18 protein-coding genes, 2 tRNA genes and 1 CRISPR repeat array are annotated in these 18,849 nt (G+C 62.7%); of the genes, 12 read left to right on the forward strand and 8 right to left on the reverse strand.

Annotation, left to right across the window (positions count from 1 at the left end):
• Positions 1-765: inorganic phosphate transporter (locus Q0331_RS08090; protein ID WP_298075874.1), on the forward strand; the 765-nt coding region annotated here is incomplete at its 5' end.
• Between the two features lie 432 nt (positions 766-1,197).
• Here the strand turns inward: Q0331_RS08090 and Q0331_RS08095 are convergent.
• Entirely contained in the window at positions 1,198-3,189 is a 1,992-nt protein-coding gene (locus Q0331_RS08095; RefSeq protein ID WP_298075875.1) for a TPM domain-containing protein, read from the reverse strand.
• Between the two features lie 50 nt (positions 3,190-3,239).
• Between Q0331_RS08095 and Q0331_RS08100 the strand changes: the two genes are divergently transcribed.
• Entirely contained in the window at positions 3,240-3,869 is a 630-nt protein-coding gene (locus Q0331_RS08100; RefSeq protein ID WP_367274975.1) for a YdcF family protein, read from the forward strand.
• Between the two features lie 9 nt (positions 3,870-3,878).
• Positions 3,879-5,219, forward strand: coding sequence for a deoxyguanosinetriphosphate triphosphohydrolase (locus tag Q0331_RS08105; RefSeq protein ID WP_298075877.1), 1,341 nt, complete (start codon positions 3,879-3,881; stop codon positions 5,217-5,219).
• Positions 5,220-5,226: 7 nt separating this feature from the next.
• On the opposite strand, the gene Q0331_RS08110 is transcribed toward Q0331_RS08105, so the two are convergent.
• On the reverse strand, positions 5,227-5,715 hold the full coding sequence (locus tag Q0331_RS08110) for a ribonuclease domain-containing protein (protein ID WP_298075878.1): 489 nt from the start codon (positions 5,713-5,715) through the stop codon (positions 5,227-5,229).
• 10 nt (positions 5,716-5,725) lie between these two features.
• Positions 5,726-7,495 carry a GMC oxidoreductase gene (locus Q0331_RS08115; RefSeq protein ID WP_298075879.1) on the reverse strand — a complete coding sequence of 590 codons (1,770 nt, stop codon included), beginning with the start codon at positions 7,493-7,495 and terminating at the stop codon, positions 5,726-5,728.
• Between the two features lie 159 nt (positions 7,496-7,654).
• On the opposite strand from Q0331_RS08115, the gene dnaG reads away from it, so the two are divergent.
• Positions 7,655-9,640: a DNA primase gene (gene dnaG / locus Q0331_RS08120; protein WP_298075880.1), complete on the forward strand. Its 1,986-nt coding sequence runs from the start codon at positions 7,655-7,657 to the stop codon at positions 9,638-9,640.
• On the opposite strand, the gene Q0331_RS08125 is transcribed toward dnaG, so the two are convergent.
• Positions 9,637-9,948 carry a hypothetical protein gene (locus tag Q0331_RS08125; protein WP_298075881.1) on the reverse strand — a complete coding sequence of 104 codons (312 nt, stop codon included), beginning with the start codon at positions 9,946-9,948 and terminating at the stop codon, positions 9,637-9,639. The genes dnaG and Q0331_RS08125 overlap by 4 nt on opposite strands.
• Positions 9,949-10,042: 94 nt before the next feature.
• Between Q0331_RS08125 and Q0331_RS08130 the strand changes: the two genes are divergently transcribed.
• The 4 genes from Q0331_RS08130 to Q0331_RS08145 all read left to right on the forward strand — a co-directional run bounded on the left by Q0331_RS08130 (position 10,043) and on the right by Q0331_RS08145 (position 14,281).
• A complete protein-coding gene (locus Q0331_RS08130; protein WP_298075882.1) occupies positions 10,043-11,143 on the forward strand; it encodes an S-(hydroxymethyl)mycothiol dehydrogenase in 1,101 nt (366 codons plus the stop codon).
• A gap of 72 nt (positions 11,144-11,215) precedes the next feature.
• Complete coding sequence (locus tag Q0331_RS08135; protein ID WP_298075883.1) at positions 11,216-11,857, forward strand: MBL fold metallo-hydrolase; 642 nt, start codon at positions 11,216-11,218, stop codon at positions 11,855-11,857.
• Between the two features lie 25 nt (positions 11,858-11,882).
• Positions 11,883-14,003 carry a cation-translocating P-type ATPase gene (locus tag Q0331_RS08140; protein ID WP_298075884.1) on the forward strand — a complete coding sequence of 707 codons (2,121 nt, stop codon included), beginning with the start codon at positions 11,883-11,885 and terminating at the stop codon, positions 14,001-14,003.
• The gene (locus Q0331_RS08145; RefSeq protein ID WP_034967151.1) at positions 14,003-14,281 is read left to right on the forward strand and encodes a metal-sensitive transcriptional regulator; all 279 of its coding nucleotides are present in this window, start codon (positions 14,003-14,005) and stop codon (positions 14,279-14,281) included. Before Q0331_RS08140 ends, Q0331_RS08145 begins: the two co-directional genes overlap by 1 nt.
• Before the next feature lie 48 nt (positions 14,282-14,329).
• On the opposite strand, the gene Q0331_RS08150 is transcribed toward Q0331_RS08145, so the two are convergent.
• Positions 14,330-15,004, reverse strand: a complete 675-nt coding sequence (locus Q0331_RS08150; RefSeq protein WP_298075885.1) for an Ltp family lipoprotein — start codon at positions 15,002-15,004, stop codon at positions 14,330-14,332.
• Between the two features lie 281 nt (positions 15,005-15,285).
• Here Q0331_RS08150 and Q0331_RS08155 point away from each other — a divergent pair, with 281 nt between their 5' ends.
• The gene (locus tag Q0331_RS08155; protein ID WP_298075886.1) at positions 15,286-15,489 is read left to right on the forward strand and encodes a hypothetical protein; all 204 of its coding nucleotides are present in this window, start codon (positions 15,286-15,288) and stop codon (positions 15,487-15,489) included.
• A gap of 118 nt (positions 15,490-15,607) precedes the next feature.
• On the opposite strand, the gene Q0331_RS08160 is transcribed toward Q0331_RS08155, so the two are convergent.
• Positions 15,608-16,345, reverse strand: coding sequence for a GAP family protein (locus Q0331_RS08160; protein WP_298075887.1), 738 nt, complete (start codon positions 16,343-16,345; stop codon positions 15,608-15,610).
• A gap of 149 nt (positions 16,346-16,494) precedes the next feature.
• On the opposite strand from Q0331_RS08160, the gene Q0331_RS08165 reads away from it, so the two are divergent.
• Complete coding sequence (locus Q0331_RS08165; protein WP_298075888.1) at positions 16,495-17,106, forward strand: TetR/AcrR family transcriptional regulator; 612 nt, start codon at positions 16,495-16,497, stop codon at positions 17,104-17,106.
• Between the two features lie 50 nt (positions 17,107-17,156).
• On the opposite strand, the gene Q0331_RS08170 is transcribed toward Q0331_RS08165, so the two are convergent.
• Together Q0331_RS08170 and Q0331_RS08175 are read right to left on the reverse strand one after the other, a co-directional pair.
• Entirely contained in the window at positions 17,157-17,429 is a 273-nt protein-coding gene (locus Q0331_RS08170; protein WP_298075889.1) for a transposase, read from the reverse strand.
• Positions 17,430-17,485: 56 nt separating this feature from the next.
• Positions 17,486-17,558 (reverse strand) — tRNA-Asn (locus tag Q0331_RS08175).
• 235 nt (positions 17,559-17,793) lie between these two features.
• Between Q0331_RS08175 and Q0331_RS08180 the strand changes: the two genes are divergently transcribed.
• Together Q0331_RS08180 and Q0331_RS08185 are read left to right on the forward strand one after the other, a co-directional pair.
• A tRNA-Ile gene (locus tag Q0331_RS08180) sits at positions 17,794-17,867 on the forward strand.
• A gap of 73 nt (positions 17,868-17,940) precedes the next feature.
• Positions 17,941-18,381, forward strand: a complete 441-nt coding sequence (locus Q0331_RS08185; protein ID WP_298075890.1) for a hypothetical protein — start codon at positions 17,941-17,943, stop codon at positions 18,379-18,381.
• 141 nt (positions 18,382-18,522) lie between these two features.
• Positions 18,523-18,814: a CRISPR direct-repeat array (repeat unit 36 nt; unit sequence GCTGGGGATCTATTCTCAAATCCTCTGATATACTTC).
• Positions 18,815-18,849: the final 35 nt, after the last annotated feature.

Consider the following 18,849-nt stretch of genomic DNA (forward strand, 5'->3'; position numbering starts at 1 on the left):
GAGTCCGACTACTACAAGAAGCTGCACCGCATCAACAAGTCTGTCGACGAGGTTGAGGCGCACCACGCCCTGGATACCTGGGTGCCGCTGCTGGCCGCAGGTGGTTCCATCATCATCTCCGCGATGCTGCTGTTCAAGGGTCTGAAGAACATGAACCTGGAGCTGTCCAGCCTGGGCAACTTCCTGATCATGGGCATGGTGGCAGCTGTTGTCTGGATGGCTGTGTACATCTTCTCTCGCACCTTGAAGAAGCAGGCTTTGAGTCGCTCGACCTTCCTGCTGTTCAGCTGGATGCAGGTGTTCACCGCGTCTGCTTTCGCATTCAGCCACGGCTCCAACGACATCGCTAACGCGCTTGGACCGTTCGTTGCAGTGCTGGACGTTCTGAAGACCAACACCATCTCTGAGGAATCTGGCGTGGCACTGCCCGTGATGGTTGCGATGGGTGTTGCTCTGATCGCCGGCTTGTGGTTCATTGGCCGCTTCGTTATTCGCACCGTGGGCTCCGGACTGACCAAGATGCACCCGGCCTCTGGCTTCGCTGCAGAGCTGTCCGCAGCTGCCGTGGTCATGGGCGCATCCGTGCTGGGTCTGCCGGTTTCCTCCACTCACATTCTGATCGGTGCTGTTCTGGGCGTTGGCCTGGTTAACAAGGACGCCAACTGGGGCCTGATGAAGCCCATCGCTCTGGCTTGGGTTATCACCCTCCCGGCCGCCGCTGTCATCGCCGGCGGTACGGTCTCCGTGCTGCGCGTGATCTTCTAAAGCAAACTGCTTGCCGCTGGTCTAGCCCGGCTGGCTGGCTTGCTACTGCAGGTTCGGATGGCTGGCTCGGCATTGCTGATTCAAGGCGCTCGCCCTTCGGGGCGGGCGCCTTCTTGCTGCCCGGAGAATGTGGGGGCGCCGAAATGTGGGGGCGCCTGCTGGAGTCGACCCGAGGTTTGGGTCTTCTGTTCTGGTGGATCTGAAGGGGCTCGCTAGGCGTAAATGTCGTTAAAGTGGGAATCTATAAAATTGAATCCCGCTTATGATTTTTCAGAAACTCGCTGACCTGCGGTTTTGCACATTTGGAAATGGGTGCCGGTAACGAATTCCCACTTTAACGACATTTAACGCAATCCGAGGGCACAAAAGCCCTGGCTGGAAGCTGGAGGAGCCCCAGCCAGCCGACCGGCCCGGGCTAGAAGCTGGAGCCAGTTAGAAGCTGGAGGAGCCGCTGCCGCCGAAGCCCCCGCCTCCGCCGCCAAAACCGCCGCCCCCGAAGCCACCGCCAAATCCTCCGCCGAAGCCGCCGTTGCCGCTCAGCAGCGAACCCAGCACCATGCCCGTCACGAAGTTGCCGCTGCCGCCACTACCGCCGAGCCCGCCGTAGCCGCTGTTGCGTCGGTTGAAGTCGTCGATATCCTTACGTGCCTGCGCGCTGGCCTGCTGCGCCAGCTGGCTAGCCCGCTGGGCTGCCCGCAACGCCCGCTTCGGATCTTCCGTCCGCAGCTGCGCAGTCTCATCCAACGCAGCCCGCGCCGCCTGCGCCGCCGTGCGCGTATCTACGCCGATGATCCGCCGGCGGTTCCTAATCAGGTCCTCCACGGCCTCCAGCCGCTGGGCGGCATCCATGGCCGTCCGGTCCACCATGTCCACGGTCCGGGCGAAGTCGCTGGCCTTGCCACGCGCCTCGTCCAGCTGAATATCCAGTACACCGTCGGCCTCCAGCAGCTGGGAGTAGCTCCCCAGCGGATCCGCAGAACCTTCCTCCCGTGCCTTCTTCAGTGCCTCGCGGGCCTGCTCCACGGCCTTGTTCAAAGCCGCCCGATCCAGGTCTGCGCCGGACTTTTCCAGCTGCCCGGCCTCTGTAATTTCCTCTTCCACCTCGGTGATCAGCGCGGGCAGGTTGGACTGCGCCGACCGCAGGTGCTCCTCCGCACGCTCCACGGCCAGCAGCTGCGAATCTGCCTGCTGCAGTGCCATTCGCGCCGCCCCCAGCGCGTCGATCAGTCCGCCTTGCTGCCCGGCTGGCTTGTCCAGCAGTCCGCGTGCGGAGTCCAGGGCCTTCTCAGCTTCCTCTAGCTCGTCCTCGGCAACGTCCGGGTTATGGCGCACGGATTCCAGCAGTGCCGGGTCCACGCGCGTGATGGCATCGCTGAGGATCTCCCGCGCGTTCGGAATGCGATTGTGCAGGCTGATGCTGGTCTGGCGGAGCTTTTCCACCAGCTGGGGCGCATCCATCAGCTTCTGGCGCAGTTCGGCAAAGCGCGCGGCCTGCCCGTCCAGGTTGTCGTCTGCCTGCCCGCAGGTAGACACGATCTCGATCAGTAGGTCGCGCTGTTCCGGCTCAGTTGTCACCAGCCCGGAGCGCAGCCGCTCGTTCATGCTGTATGCCTTGTTCAACGTCGAGCGGCTGTGTTGCAGCGCCTTAGCAAGGTCACGGGTGCGCTCTTCACCGAACTCTCCGCGCGCAACGGCCAGCTCCTCGTCGCCCTTGCGGATGGATTCGTCGGTACTGTGCAGCTCCTCATTCGCCAGTTCGCGCAGTACCTCGGTGGGCTGCTTGTACAGGTCGTCGATGTTGCCCGGGTCGATCTCACGGGCTGTCTCCAGCTGCTGCGCGTGAGTCTTCTTCCTATTGCGGCGGGACCACACAACGGCACCGGCGCCCGCGCCGACCACTCCGATGGCTCCGGCGCCCATCCACACCTTCGACGCTGTGGAGGTCTTGCCCGCCAGCTTGTCCGCCGCTGCCTGCGCGCCCCCGGCCCAGTCGTCGTCGGCGAAGTGCTCCCGTGCCGCGTCCTGCAGCTTCTCCGCCTCGCTGGTTTCCACCTTGTCCCCGGCGGCGTAGCCGATCTGGCGCGTTTCGGTGGCCACTGCCAGCACGATCACGTTGTCGGTGCCGTCCTGTTCACGCAGCTGCTCGGCCATGGTCTTAATGTCGCCTGGTGCGGTCGGGACGAAGACGATGTAGAGCTTCTTGCCGGATTCTTTGGTTGCTTCTTTTAATGACGCCGTAATGTCCGCTTTTTCCTGTTCAGACAGCACCCCGGACTCGTCAACGAGCTGGGATGATAGCTGCACCTCGCTGGTGGCGGTGGCGGCTGGGGCCGAGGGGGCGTCAATAAGAAAAGAGCCAAATCCGAGTACGGCGCCGGCAGCTAGGATTGCCAGGAAGCGAGTGGCGGAAAAAGTCGGTTTCATACAGCCCACCTTAACGAAAAATACAGGGGAAACCGCGTATGGTTTTGCGCATGGCTAATGCACGGCATCCGGTGAAGCGCGCGGTGAAGTATGTTTTCATTGCGCTATTAACCATCGTCTTGGTGGCGGCGGGTGTGTTCGGAGTGACAGCTTTCCAGGTGTGGCACTTCGCGCGGTCGGACGACAGGCGTCCGGCGGACACGATCTTTGTGTTGGGGGCGGCGCAGTATGCGGGCAATCCGACGAACTGGTTTGCCTCGCGACTGAATCACGCAGCGGAGCTGTACAAGCAGGGCGTGGCGCCGACGATCGTCACCGTGGGCGGCAAGGCAGAGGGCGACCTGTACACAGAGGCGGCCGCGGGCAAGAACTACCTGGTGGAGAACTTCGACATCCCGGAATCGGCGGTAGTGCCGGTGGAGGAAGGCGCGGATACGCTGAAGTCCGCCGAGGCGTTCGCGCAGGTGGCGGACGACTACGGTTGGCGGACTTCCGTGGTGGTGACGGACCCGACGCACTCGCTGCGTGCCACCCGGATGGTGCGCGACCAGGGGCTGGAAGCGTGGGCGAGCCCCACGCGCCAGGGGCCGTCGGTGTTCACCCGAAAGTCGCAGGCCAACTCGATCCTGCACGAGACGTTGGGCATGCTGTATTACGAGGTAGTAGAGAAGCGGAAGTAGAAAGAGGACATGCGTTACCCCTATAGCGATCACGACCAGCAGCGGCGGCTGCCGGATCGGCCGAAGACCCTGGGGTTGCCCGGGGCGGTGGTGGACGGGCGCGATAGCTTCGACCGCGACCGGGCGCGCGTGCTGCACTCTGCGGCGCTGCGGCGGCTGGCGGATAAGACGCAGGTCGTGGGGCCGGGGTCGGGGGATACGCCTCGTACCCGCCTGACGCACTCGCTGGAGGTCGCGCAGATCGCCCGCGGGATTGGCAAAACATTGGGCGCAGATCCGGATCTGACGGAGCTGGCGGGGCTGAGCCACGACATTGGCCACCCGCCGTATGGGCACAATGGCGAGCGTGCGCTGGATGAGGCCGCCGCCGACTGTGGAGGCTTCGAAGGTAACGCGCAGACTCTGCGCATTCTCGCCCGGCTGGAGCCGAAGGTACTGGGGGAGGGGAGCGAAGGCACAGCTGGCGCCGGCACTGGGGCTGCTGGCACGGCAGGCACAGCCGGCGCCGCGCCCGTCTCCTACGGCCTGAACCTCACCCGCGCCAGCTTGGATGCCGCCTGCAAGTACCCGTGGGGACCGGTCGACGAGCATGGCAACAAGCGCGCCAAGTACTCCGCCTACGCCGAGGACGTGGAAACCCTCGAGTGGATCCGCGAGGGCGCACCGGAGGGCCGCAAGTGCCTGGAGGCGCAGATCATGGACTGGTCCGACGACGTCGCGTACTCGGTGCACGACGTGGAGGACGGCATCCTTTCCGGACGCATCGACTTCGGCGTGCTGTGGGACCTGGTGGAGCTGGCCGCCCTGGCGGAGAAGGGCGCCCGCGTGTTCGGCGGCACCCCGGAGGAGTTGCTGGAGGCCGCCGACCGTCTGCGCGCCATGACTTTGGTCTCCCGGGCGGCGGATTTCGGCGGGTCGATGCAGGACCTCGCCGCGCTAAAGGCCATGACCTCGGAGCTGGTTTCCCGCTTCGTCACCGCCGCCGTCACGGGCACCCGCCAGCAGTTCGGCGAGGGGGCGCTCGGCCGCTACGCCGCCGACCTGGTGATCCCCGAGCCGGTGCAGGCTGAGGTGACGTTGCTGAAATCCGTCGCGGTTCTGTACGTCATGGACGAGGCCCAGCATCTGGCCAACCAGCAGCGCCAGCGTGAGCGCATCTTTCGCGTCACGGACTACCTGTGGCGCGGCGGCTCGGGCGCGCTGGACCCGATGTTTTCTTCGTGGTTTGACGCCGCCGCCTCCGACCGCGAGGCACGCCGCGTAGTCATCGACCAGGTGGCCTCGCTGACGGAATCCCGGTTGGAGCGGCTGGACAAGCGCGCCAGCGGGATCAGCGCCGCCTGGGCCTAGGTGTGGGCTAGTCCTCCGCGTCCGGGATGGAGCAGAAGCTCTCGAAGTGGTCGGACGAGTAATACCACACGTCCGGGTCGGTCTTAGTGCCGCCGCCGACGACGATGCGGCGCTCACCCCGGTGGTTAAGCCCCGGGGTCTTCACGGTGTACTCGCGGTAGTAGTCGCCCTTTTCCTTCGGCAGCAGACCTTCGTAGTTGCCGAAGTGCTTGCCGTCGGCCTCCCCGTCGTCCGGCGGGGCATCCTGCAAAATGTCGTCGATCTGCTTTTTGGCCTCCGGTGGGAGGGTGTCAACGGCGCAGGTGTCGGCGTCATTGCTAGAAACACCAGAAGCCGCACCGTCGTTTCCGTCGGCTCCATCGCCGCCTTGCAGGCCGAACCAACCGGCCGCGACGACCGCCGCGCCGACGACCGGCGTGGCGTATTTGGCCCACTTCTTCGGCACCAGGCCCTGCGAAAAGCCCTTCGAAGGGCGCTGCGAACTTCCCTGAGACATAGGGAAGAGTCTAGAGCACGCGCAGTGGCAGGCGGAGGGCGGCCGGGGCGTCGTCCGGAACGATCGGGTTGTTCGGCTGCACTGGGTTGATGCGGCGGTAGCCCTCGGACTGCGGCGGGCGCGGGTCGGCCTCACCCTTGTTCGGCCACATGGCGGCAGCACGCTCGGCATTCGCGGTGATGGACAGGGAGGGGTTCACGCCCGGGTTCGCGGTGATGGCGGAACCATCGGTGATGAACAGGCTCGGGTAGCCCCATGCGCGGTGGTAGGGGTCCACCACGCCGTGCTCAGGCGAGGAGCCGATGACGCAGCCGCCCAAGAAGTGCGCGGTCAGCGGGATGTTGAAGACCTCCGACCACACGCCGCCGGCCACGCCCTTCGGCAGCAACTTCGCCAGGATCCGGGTGGCCGTGTTGCCTTCGGGAATCCAGGACGGGTTTGGTTCGCCGGTACCCTGCTCGGAGCTCAACATGTTGAACGGGCCGATCTTGCGCAGGAAGGTGCGCAGCGAATTATCGCGGGTCTGCATCACCAGGTTGATGACGGTGCGCTGCGACCACTTGCTCAGGTTCACCAGGCGCGGAATGGCCTTGTACTGCAGGAAGATCTGCTTGATGAACTCCAGGAAGCGTGGCTGCAACTTATCTCCGTCGGTCATGAGGGTCTGCAGCAGGCCCATCGCGTTGGAGCCCTTGCCGTAGCGCACCGGCTCGATGTGTGTATCCGGGGCGGGGAAGTAGGAGGAGGTGATGGCCACGCCCTCGGAGAAATCCATGTCGGGGGAGTAGGTCGAACGGTTCGCGCCCAACAGTGCCTCGGAGTTCGTGCGGGTGAGGTGCCCCAACTTGTCCGACAGCTTCGGCAGGTTGCCGTTGGCTTTCTGGCGGTGCAGTAGATTCTGGGTGCCCCAGGTGCCCGCGGCGACGACGAGGTTATCGGCGGTGAAGCTGCTGGTCTGCGGGTTGCGCTTGGTGATCGGCCCGGTCTGCTTGGCCTGTACGGTCCAGGTGGTGCCGTCGAAGGTGATGTCGGTGACGGTGGTGCGGTCGTGGACCTTCGCCCCGCCCTTTTCAGCCAGGTACAGGTAGTTCTTCAGCAGGGTGTTCTTCGCGCCGTGGCGGCAGCCGGTCATGCACTCGCCGCATTCGTGGCAGGCGGTGCGGTCGGGGCCAACACCGCCGAAGTATGGGTCCTTCACGGTCTCACACGGCTTACCTTCCAGCCCGACCTTTTCTCCGAAGAAGACTCCGACGGGTGCCATGCGGAACGTGTCGCCTACGCCCATCTCCTCGGCAACCTTCTTGGAGTACACGTCGGCGGGGGTCATCGTGGGGTTTTCCACCACGCCGAGCATCTTCTGCGCCTGCTGGTAGTAGGGGGTCAGCTCGTCTTCCCAGTCGGTGATGGTGTTCCACTGCTTGTCGTTGAAGTACGCCTCGCCGGGCTGGTAGAGCGTGTTCGCGTAGTTCAGCGAGCCGCCGCCCACGCCCGCGCCGGCGAGGATCATCACATCCTTGAGCAGGTGGATGCGCTGGATGCCGTACAGGCCGATCTGCGGCATCCACAGGAAGTCCTTGAGGTGCCAGGAGTTCTTGGCGAACTCTTCGTCCTTGAAGCGACGGCCGGCCTCGAGGATGCCGACCTTGTAGCCCTTCTCCACTAGGCGCAGGGCGGTGGTGGAGCCGCCGAAGCCGGAGCCGATGATCAGCACGTCGTAGTGGGTGGAGGAGTTGCCGGTGGCCTGCGATTCAGCCTGCGGGGCGGCCTGCGAGTCAGTCATGGGAGTGGTCCTTCGTGTTATTGCAGTGTGACGTAGATCCTATTTTGAACACGTTAGCGCCCGGTTCTGTCGCGGTGTGGTGTTTGTAGAAAATAGGTTGCGGAGCAGGCCGATCTGGGACTTCCAGGGGCAGTCCGGGGGTTGTACTAGCATGTGGCTATGGCTAAGGGCAGGATTCCGGAGCGGGACATCGAAGCAATTCGAGAGCAGACCCCCATCGAAGAGGTAGTGGGGGAGTATGTGCAGCTCAAACCGGGTGGCGTCGATTCCATGAAGGGCCTTAGCCCCTTTAAGGACGAAAAGACTCCCTCGTTCCACGTCCGCCCGAACCACGGCTACTTCCACTGCTTTTCCACGGACCAGGGCGGCGATGTTTTCAAGTTCCTCATGCTGATGGAACACATGTCCTTCCCCGAGGCCGTGGAGGCCTGCGCCGAGCGCATCGGCTACCGCATTAGCTACGAGGGCGGTCGACCGGGCAATCGGGAGGAGCCCGGTACGCGGCGCATGTTGGTCGCCGCGAACAAAGCGGCCTTTGAGTTCTATCGCAAGGAATTTCTTGGTGACGCCGAAGGCGCGGACGTTGCCCGCAACTTCCTGATCGAGCGCGGTTTCACCATGGAACACGCCGAGCAGTTCGGCTGTGGGTATGCGCCCGCCGGATGGGATCGGCTGACTAAGCACCTGCAGCAGAAGGGTTTTACGTTCAAGGAAATCGAGGCGGCGGGTCTGGGGCGCATGGGTAAGCGTGGCCCGATCGATAGGTTCCACCGTCGCCTCCTGTGGCCGATCCGTTCCGTCAGTGGAGACGTGATCGGCTTCGGTGCCCGCAAGCTCTTCGACGACGATCGTCTGGGCAAGTATCTGAACACGCCGGAGACGATGCTGTACAAGAAGTCGAAGGTATTGTTCGGCATTGACCAGGCGAAGCGGAACATCGTGGCCAAGCACCAGGCTGTGGTGGTGGAGGGGTACACGGACGTGATGGCCATGCACGCCGCCGGGGTGGATACCGCGGTGGCCGCGTGTGGCACGGCCTTCGGTGCGGAGCACCTGTCGGCTCTGCGCCGGTTCATGCTGGATGACCAGTTCTTCCGTGGCGAGATCATCTACACCTTCGATGGTGATGAGGCGGGCCAGAAGGCGGCTATGCGTGCCTTCGAGGGCGACCAGCAGTTCTCGGGGCGGAGCTATGTGACGGTCGCGCCGGGCGGGCAGGATCCATGTGATGTGCGCATCAAGCGCGGCGACGCGGCCGTGCGCGAGCTGGTGGCCTCCCGCATTCCGATGTTTGAGTTCGTAATCCGCACCCTCATCGCGGACTACGATACGGCCAGCATCGACGGGCGCGTGCACGCCCTGCGGCGCATCGTGCCGGTGCTGGCGGGGATTAAGGACGACGCGCTGCGGGACGAATACGCCCGCCAGGCCGCGGGCTGGGTCGGTTGGGATAACCCGAACGACGTGCTGGATCAGGTGCGCAAGGAGGCGCGGAAGTCCGGCGGGCAGCGGCCGAAGTTGGAGTTGAAGACCGGTGCTGGCGCCGGCACGGCTGGTGGCGCAGGTGCCGCTGGTGCTGGAACGGCAGGCGCTGCTGGCGCGGGCGGCGCAGGCGGCCCCAACCTGCACGTGGTGAAGGGCATGGAGCGCCCGAACCCGAACGACGACTACTTGGAAGGTCCCCGCGAGGTCATGAAGCTGGCTTTGCAGGAACCGCAGCTGGCCTCCACCATCTTCGACCTCATGCCCCCGGAGAGCTTTGTGCATCCGACATACGTGGCGATGGCGGAGGCTGTGGCGTCCTTAGGAGGGGCGGCGAACAGCGATGGCGGGGCCGGATGGATCGAGAAGATCGCGGCGCAGATGAAGGACCCGATGGGGGCGGCGGTGGTCTCCGAGCTGGCGGTGGAGGATCTGCATTGCCTGCCGGAGAGGCTGCCGTACTACGCGGATGCGATCATGGCGCGGATGCAGGAACGCTGGGTGGGCAGCGAGATTGCGGACATGAAATCCCGGATGCAGCGCATGCGCCCCGACCTGCAGAAAGAGGAATATAACGCGCTGTTTGCGGATGTGATTGCGCTGGAGAAGTACCGCCGCTCGCTGCACGAGCGAGCCTCGGACTTCGGCGACTTTACGCGCTAGCGCTTCTTCTTGAAGGGATTCTTCGGCCGGTCGATCTGGTCGTTCGGGTGCACATCATCCGCCTCGACGATGGTGTGCCCCTCGCCCAGGGAATCGCGGGTAGAGCGGTTCAGATCGCGCACCTCGTGCATGCGCGGTTCCGGATCCAGCCGGTTGGCCAGTGCCTTACGGCCGGAACGCACAACTGCCTTGGTGATATCCGAGTTCACTGCGGTCTGATAGCCACGGCGGATCTGTTCGTAGCGACGGCGACCGGCCTTCGTGCCCATCAAGTAACCCGCGGCGGCGCCGACGACGAGCTGGATCATGTTGGCTCCTTGGAGGTTTGCGTTGGTTGCGTTAGCTAATAGCTCAAGCTTACGCGAACCCACCAAAGGCACAGAAGCTCGTACAGTGGGTGACATGACTACCACTGTGAAAGCTGTAATTTCCCGCGCGAAGAACGAGCCAGTTGAACTGACCGACATTGTGATCCCCGATCCGGGCGAAAACGATGTGATCGTCCGCATTCAGGCCTGCGGCGTGTGCCACACCGACCTGGCCTACCGCGATGGCGGCATTACGGACGACTACCCGTTCCTGCTGGGCCACGAGGCCGCTGGCGTGGTCGAGCAGGTCGGAGACCGCGTGACCCACGTGGAGGTCGGCGACTATGTGGTGCTGAACTGGCGCGCCGTGTGTGGCCAGTGCCGCGCCTGCAAGAAGGGCGAGCCGAAGTACTGCTTCGATACCCACAATGCCTCGAAGAAGATGACCCTCACCGACGGCACGGAGCTGGAGGCTGCTCTGGGCATCGGTGCTTTCGCTGAGAAGACGCTGGTCCACGAAGGACAGTGCACCAAGGTGAACTCCGATGCCGACCCTGCGGTCGCGGGCTTGCTGGGATGTGGCGTCATGGCCGGTCTCGGTGCCGCAGTGAACACCGGTGAGGTCAAGCGCGGCGAGTCCATCGCCGTGATCGGCGTAGGTGGCGTGGGCATGGCCGCGATTGCCGGTGCGGCCGTTGCGGGTGCGACGAAGATCATTGCTATCGATATTTCTGACGCCAAGCTTGCCCGCGCAAAGGAAGAGTTCGGCGCTACCCACACGATCAACAGCTCGGGGCTTTCGGATGATGAGCTGGTGGAGAAGGTTCAGGAGATCAACGGTGGATTCGGCGTGGACGTGGCGGTGGATGCCGTGGGGCTGCCGCAGACGTACAAGCAGGCTTTCTACGTGCGCGACCTGGCTGGCCGCGTGGTGCTGGTGGGCGTGCCGACTCCGGACATGACCCTGGAGCTGCCATTCCTGGACGTGTTTAGCCACGGTGGTGCGCTGAAGTCCTCTTGGTATGGCGACTGCCTGCCGGAGCGCGATTTCCCGATGTACGTGGACCTGTACCAGGAGGGCCGCTTCCCGCTGGATCGCTTCGTGGACGAGCGCATCGGCATCGATGGCGTGGAAGATGCCTTCGAGAAGATGAAGCAGGGCGAGGTTCTGCGCTCCGTGGTGGAGTTTAAGTAAGCAGGCTGGGGTGTAGACCCGAGAGATAATCAGGCCCCAGAAATATCAGGCCCAAGAGTTAGAAGAGGAAGCATGAGCGAGCAGAAGTTGGAAAACCCGCAGATCGAGCAGTTCGAGACCTCCGGCAAGTTCCGCCTGGATGGCGGCGAGTGGGACGTGGATAACAACGTCTACCTGCTGGTCAACGATGACAAGTGCATCGTGGTGGATCCGGCACACGACGCGCAGGCGGTAATCGACCACGTGGGGGATCGCACCGTGGAGGCGATCCTGCTGACCCACGCGCACAACGACCACTGCGAGCTGGCGCCGGAGCTGGCAGAGAAGTGGGGGGTGAAGGTCTACCTGCACGAAGACGACCGGATGCTGTGGGAGGAATCCAACGGCGACGCGCCGTTTACCCCGATCGACGTGGAGGATCCGTTCTGGGCGGACTGGGGTGTGCGCCTGTACCACACGCCCGGCCACTCGCCGGGCTGCATCGTGGTGGAAGTTCCGGGACAGCATGCGCTGCTGTCCGGGGACACGCTGTTCAACGGTGGCCCGGGCGCGACGGGACGGAAGTACTCCAGCTTCCCGACGATCATCGAGTCCCTGCAGTCCACGGTGTTCATCCTGCCGCACGACTTGAAGGTGTACCCCGGCCATGGTGACACCACGACGGTGGGTGCCGAGGCAGCGCGCATCGAGGAGTACATCGAACGTGGATACTGATACCCCCTAGGGGTATACTGGGGGCATGGCTGTAATAGATCTTGATATCACGGGCATGACCTGCGCCTCCTGCGCTAACCGCATCGAAAAGAAGCTGAACAAACAGGAGGGCGTAACCGCCACCGTCAACTACGCCACCGAAAAGGCGCACATCGAAACGGGGGAGGGGGCGGCCACCGACGCAGATTCTTACATCGCCATCGTGGAGAAGCTCGGCTACGGCGGTAGCGTGCCTAAGCCGGAGAAGCCCGCCGGCGACGACCCGGCCTCCAAGGAGTTGCGCGGCCTGAAGCGCCGCCTGGTGGTTGCCATCGCGTTGGCCACCCCGGTGATCCTGCTGGCGATGATCCCGCCGCTGCAGTTCGACTACTGGCAGTGGATCAGCTTCGCCCTGGCCACCCCGGTGATCCTGTGGGCGGGCTGGCCTTTCCACAAGGCCACGTGGGTGAACCTGAAGCACGGTGCGGCGACGATGGATACCCTCATCACCGTCGGCACCTCGGCGGCCTATCTGTGGTCGCTGTATGCGCTGTTCTTCGGCCACGCGGGCGATCCCGGTATGCGCCACGGCTGGTCCATCCTGAACCACGCGGGCGACCCGATGGGGGACATCTACTTCGAGGTCGCCGCGGGCGTGGTGACGTTCGTACTGGCGGGCCGGTACTTTGAGAAGCGCTCAAAGCAGCGCGCCGGGGATGCCATCCGCGCGCTGACGGACATGGGCGCCAAGCAGGTCACCGTGCTGCGGGATGGTGGGGAAACATTGCTCCCCATCGAGCAGCTGCAGATCGGCGACCACTTCCTGGCCCGCCCTGGCGAGAAGATCGCCACGGACGGCCGCATCCTGGACGGCACGTCCGCCATTGATCAGTCCATGCTCACCGGCGAGTCCGTACCAGTTGACGTTGGCCCCGGCGATGAGGTCACGGGTGCCACCATCAACACCTCCGGCCGCCTAGTCGTGGAGGCCACTCATGTGGGCGAGCAGACGAAGCTGGCCCAGATGGCCAAGCTGATCGACGAAGCCCAGTCGGGCAAGGCCGACGTGCAGCGCCTGGCCGATAAGGTCTCCGGCATTTTCGTTCCGGTCGTCATCGTGATTGCGCTGTTTACGCTGCTGTTCGCGGGCTTTAGCAATGCGGTCGCGGTGCTGATTATCGCGTGCCCCTGCGCCCTTGGTTTAGCGACGCCCACAGCCCTGCTTGTCGGCACGGGCCGTGGGGCCGAGCAGGGCATTCTGATCCGCGGACCCGAGGTTCTAGAGGGCGCGCACGCGATCACCACCGTTGTGATGGATAAGACTGGCACGGTGACGACGGGCACCATGCGGGTAGTCGATGTGGAGCCGGCAGGCGGCAATCGCGAGGAGGTTCTGCGCGCCGCGGCTGCGGTGGAAGCGTACTCGGAGCACCCCATCGGCCGGGCCATTGCAGAGGCCGGCCGGGAGGAGTTTGGCGGCCTGCCGGAGGTCACCGGCTTTAAGAATCTGCCTGGACACGGCGTGGAGGGAACCGTCGAGGGCCAGGTGATACGGGTTGGCCGTGGGGACGAGGGGGCGTCCACAAATAAGGCAACCACAGTCAAGGTGAGCGCGGATGGGCGGGCGATCGGCACCATCAGCGTGGCCGATACAGTGCGGCCCACCAGTGCCGAAGCGGTACGGAAGATGCACGACATGGGGTTGAAGACCGTGCTGCTGACCGGCGATAATCAGCAGGTGGCGGACGCCGTGGCGCGCGAGGTCGGCATCGACGAGGTGATCGCCGGGGTGATGCCGGAGGACAAGGTGGCGCACATCCGCTCGCTGGAGAACGTGGCGATGGTTGGTGACGGCGTGAATGACGCTGCGGCTCTGGCGAGCGCGGACCTGGGCATCGCGATGGGCTCGGGTACGGACGCGGCGATTGAGGCGGCGGACATTACGGTGATGCGAGACGATCTGCTGGCCGTGGCGGATGCGCTGCGGCTGGCACGCAAGACGCTGCGGACGATCAAGATGAACCTGTTCTGGGCGTTTGCCTACAACGTGGCGGCGATTCCGCTGGCCGCATTCGGGTTGCTGAACCCGATGCTGGCCGGGGCGGCGATGGCGCTATCTAGTGTGTTTGTGGTGAGCAACAGTCTGCGGCTGAAAGGATTCAAATAATGCACGGTTACTTGAGCGACAAGGAACGTTACCTGGCGCGGCTGAAGCGGATCGAAGGTCAGGTGCGCGGGCTGCAGCGGATGGTGGATGAAGAGCAGTATTGCATCGACATCCTCACGCAGGTCAGCGCGCTGCAGTCTGCGCTAAAAGGCGTGGCGCTGGGGTTGCTGGACGACCATATGAACCACTGTGTGCGGCACGCCGCGGAGGCCGGGGGAGAGGAAGCCGAGGAAAAGCTGGCGGAGGTATCCCAGGCCGTGAAGCGGTTGGTTCGGTAGGTTGCTGGGTAGGTAGGGGTTAGCAGGGGCAGGGGTGGCAGGGCTGCGTTACAGGTGGTCGATGGCGTACTGCGCCTGCTCCTCGGTGAAGCCGGAGTTAGTCTTTAGTATCTCGAGCAGCTCTTCCTCGGGCAGGGGAGAGCCTGTTTCGTTGAGCTTGCGCGCGCAGTTGAGGGCCTGCTGGTTCCAGTCAGGATCAAGCTTTTCGATGGCCGTGGTGATCTGATTGTCGGGGTAGCCCTGCAACTGCAGGTTCTCGCGCAGACCCTTCTCGGAGAGATTGAATTTGAGGGCGGTCATGGCGGCATCGTTGGCTTGCCGCTGGGTTTTGGGAGCGTCGGTTGGCTGCGCGATGGCCGTGCTCTCAGTGGATTCCATGGCGGTGCTGCCGGTGGCCTCGCTTTCGGACGTGGAGTATTGGTTGAGCTCGCTTTGTGGGGCGTTGGATGCCTTCGCGGGTGCGTTGGCTGGCTCCGTGGCCGGCGGCGTAGTCGAAGTGCTGGCTGGGCGCTGGTGCGCGGAGGCTGCGGCGGGCTGTGGGTTGATTCCGCGACCGTAGTCCTTGTTGTTGGCAACGTACCAAATCGCTGCGACGAGGATGCCGACCAGGACGATCGCGCCGATGAAGATCAGCGCGAGGCGGCCGTTGATGGGGTCTTGGAGGGCGTCTTTCTGAGAATCTGCGTGGGAGTCTCTCTGAGGCGTGCTGTCGGAGGAAGGCATCTAACTAAAGTCCTGGTACTCGTTGCTGGGTGCGTGTTGGGTACTTGCGGGTGACGTGCACGGCGCCTGTGTGGGAGGCGAAGGCACAAAGCCCGGTCGTAGTAGTAGATGCGGCAGGGAGGCATTTTGTTTCCGTGGGCGGGCTTTTCATCAACAACTGGCAGCTGTTTGGTGGTTGACTGTTAGCTATCCGGCTCTCCTTGTTTGGTTGCGGCATGATCTTCGGTGCCATGCTGGGCAGCCCCGGTCTAGCGGAAACCATCGGTTCCGGACTCAACAATATGTTGGGGGTATCTAGTGCCCTGGTCATCACTGCCATGGCGGTGCTGCTGGCCATCCTCACCTCTGAGAGCACAAGTAATACCGCGGCAGCGGCTGTCACTATGTCGATTGTTGTTCCACTCGCCATGGCTGCGGGATTAGACCCCGTCATCCCGGCGATGGCCGCTACCTTCGGCGCATCCCAACTGTTGCCGCCTTGGTAGGTATAGGCTAGGGGATAAAGAAGACTTAGCCCTCGGCCGCCGTTATGACGGGCCGGGGTTAGCTCTGTAGGAAGGGGGCTCTTCAATCGATGCCATCGCTCAAGGTTCAACCTGGCACTCAACCGATCAATCCGAGCCTTACTGCACTCGATGCCGCCATGTAGCCTCCCACAATTGCCGCGATCCACAGCAACGTCACTTTCGCTTCGTACTCCAGCCGGCGGATGGCGCGCTCCAAACGATGAAAAATAGCCGGCCCCGCTGCGCCTGCAATGACAGCCATAAGAGTTGCCGGTAGGACCATGATGATGCAGTACCCCGCAATAAGCGCGGCCTTGCCGCTAAACCCGAAAGACATAGACTGGATAATTCCCATTGCGCCTAGGTAGGGCAACATCGTCGCAGCCTCGACAACAGCAGCACCTAGCGCAAGCCCCACCATGCTAGTCGCGCTCAGTGACGCGCCCCGTGCAAGGCGAGAAGCCCGAATCTTCGGTACTTCGGCGCCGGCGGTCTGCGTGGCCGCGGGCTTTTTGGGGTTTGGCGAGAACACACCGAAGATGAAAAGCCCCGCGCCTAGAACAAGCGTCACCCACCGGAACCAATCAGTCTCGCTTGCTCCAGAAAGCCTCGATATCGCCGCATCGAACCCTAATAGAAGCGCAATACCAAGGGCGCAGTAGGCCGTGGCGATCGTAGCGAGATAGGTGCCCAACAGACCTAAACGCACTCGTCGCCACGCAACAATCAGGGCGATAGGGATTACAAGGGTTCCTGCACTCAAACTATCTACGAGTGCAAGACCTGCAAGGGGAAGGAAGTCTGACATGGCATTCTCCGGTAGTCGGGTGTTCATCGGGGCCTCAGCTTCACAAAAGGCCTCAACCCCGCGTTATACGTTCGTATTAATCGCGCGGTTGATACGATTGTATGAGACGCATTATGCGAGTGCAACTGCACTCATGAATGGCTCATCGCGTCTGAGCTACGGAAGATTGGAGTTCCATGTCTGTTGATCGCAACACACCTATCACGGGCACCGCCGCAGTGATCGCTGATGCTGCCATTCGGGTAATGGTCAGTCAGGGCCTCGATGCCCTGAGCGTGCGCAATGTCGCCACTGAGGCTGGCGTCGCACCTGGGACTGTCCAGTACCAGATGGGTAAACGGGACGACATCATCGCGAAAGCTTTTGTCAGGTCGTTGCAGCGCCAGGAGTCGCGGGCCCTTACTCAGACCGATGCGACGGATTTTCACACGGTCTTACACGGTCGCCTGGCTGAACTTTTGCCAATTGGCCCTGTCCAGCGCGAGGATTCCGCTGTGTGGGTCATTGTGGGAGCTGCAGCCTCGACGCGCGAATGGCTGGCTGGCTTATACGACGCCGAGGTCACGAAGTTTCGGGCGCGCGTGTCTGAAGGTCTCGAAGCAGCGCAACGTTTCGGAAAGTTGGCCCGAGGGCTGTCGCCTGAGCAAGGTGCTCGTCTTGTCACTGCACTGGTCAACGGGCTGACGATCGACTACCTCAATGCTCCTGTGGACTCGGCGAAGCAGTTGCTGGCCGACCTTGCTTCGGGACTCGCGCTGATTGTAGAACCCGGTTCTCCTAAAGACTAGGACGGTACTTGACTGGAAGATTCGGTGGTCATAGACAAACTGGAAGCGGATTACCAGCGTGTCTCTTCGGCAAAATATTTCGCAGCCTTGCGCAGGATGTCGCGTTCTTCGCGCAGCTTTGCGTTTCCACTTTCTAGCTGGCGGATTCGTTCGGAATCAGTCGTCGCCTTCGCCTTGTTACGCATGGTCTTCGTGCGGGAACGTTTGCCGGTGCCGTACTGCTTAAGCCAGGAGAAAAGTAAGGAACGAAGGTGTTGGCGCGCTTCCGCCACCGTGGAGTCAACGGGGTGGTGGACGTGCTCGAGGGGCTGTGGGTGTAGCACGAACGCGACAAGCCCCGACCGTCTGCGTGGCGCAGCCGATCAGGGCTTGTACGTTGCTCCCCCAACTGGGCTCGAACCAGTGACCTTTCGATTAACAGTCGAATGCTCTGCCAACTGAGCTATAGGGGATTAAGTTGTGTGAGCTCGGGGTTTAACTCCCTTGCCCTGTGCAACGAGATCATACTCTATATGCCAACGGTACAAACAGACAAATCGGCTGTTCAGGGGATCATTTCTGGGTGATAGATAGGGGTGCGGTAGGGATTCGATGTATCGAAAGCGGGGTATATGAGTGCCCGTGCCGGGCGGTGTGGTTGAATCTTTTGTGAGCAAGCCACTCGGTTAGAGTGGTTTGGCTTCGCTGGGGGCTATAGCTCAGTCGGTTAGAGCCGCGGACTCATAATCCGCTGGTCGCGGGTTCGAGCCCCGCTGGCCCCACAGAGTTACCGGAAAAGGGCACGTCAGTGGCTCCGCTGCGGTGCGCGCGACGGGGTTGCGTAATTGTTTGCGTGTGGCCCCGTTGGCCGCGGAGGATCTGATGCGCGCATTGCTGCGCCGTCCGCTGAAGTACATCGATTCGATCGGTCGCCTGGGCGAGGTTGCGGTGATGACGGCCCCGGGTTCCTCGGAAGGGCTGGATCGCATGCTGGAGGCTTCGGGGCTGGAGCATGGCGTGTACCCGGAGACCGTCGCCGCCCGTATTTTGGCGCCGATTGGTTTCTATTCGCCGTCGCGGACGGCCGGTAATGTTTCCTGCCCGGCGCTTTTCCAGGTGATGTCTAATGACGCCGTCACTCCAACAAATGTCGCCCTCAAAGCCGCTGGCAAGGTTCGCCGCGCCACGGTTCACATTCACGAGGGCGGCCACTTCGACCCGTACGTGGAGCCGCTGTTCTCGGAGATTATTGAGGAGCAGCTGGCTTTTCTGCGAAAAGAAGTTCCGGTGGGGTAATGCGTCCTGAGTAGAACCACCAAGAGACCAAACAGCCAGGAGAAACTGAACTAAACTGTTGCTGTTTCTATCTGATTAAAGATATAGAGTAAGGGATGGCATAGCTCTAGGCGAACGCTTTCAAGATTCTCGCCATGGGGAAATAGATTTTCTATCTCAAATCCATTTATTTTGTTCCGGTTTGCATGTAGTCTATGCAGTTTGCGCTGGGGATCTATTCTCAAATCCTCTGATATACTTCCCACGCCGGGGCGATACCCTCCAACGTGGCTGGGGATCTATTCTCAAATCCTCTGATATACTTCATTTATCAGTCGCCACCCCCGATAGCGTGCTGGGGATCTATTCTCAAATCCTCTGATATACTTCGCTAGCGGCCGCCGCCCGCGCCTCCATAGCTGGGGATCTATTCTCAAATCCTCTGATATACTTCGGTTCCTGGGTAGCCCACGCCCGCTACCGCTGGGG

It is taken from the genome of uncultured Corynebacterium sp. (assembly GCF_937999985.1).
Taxonomy (GTDB): domain Bacteria; phylum Actinomycetota; class Actinomycetes; order Mycobacteriales; family Mycobacteriaceae; genus Corynebacterium.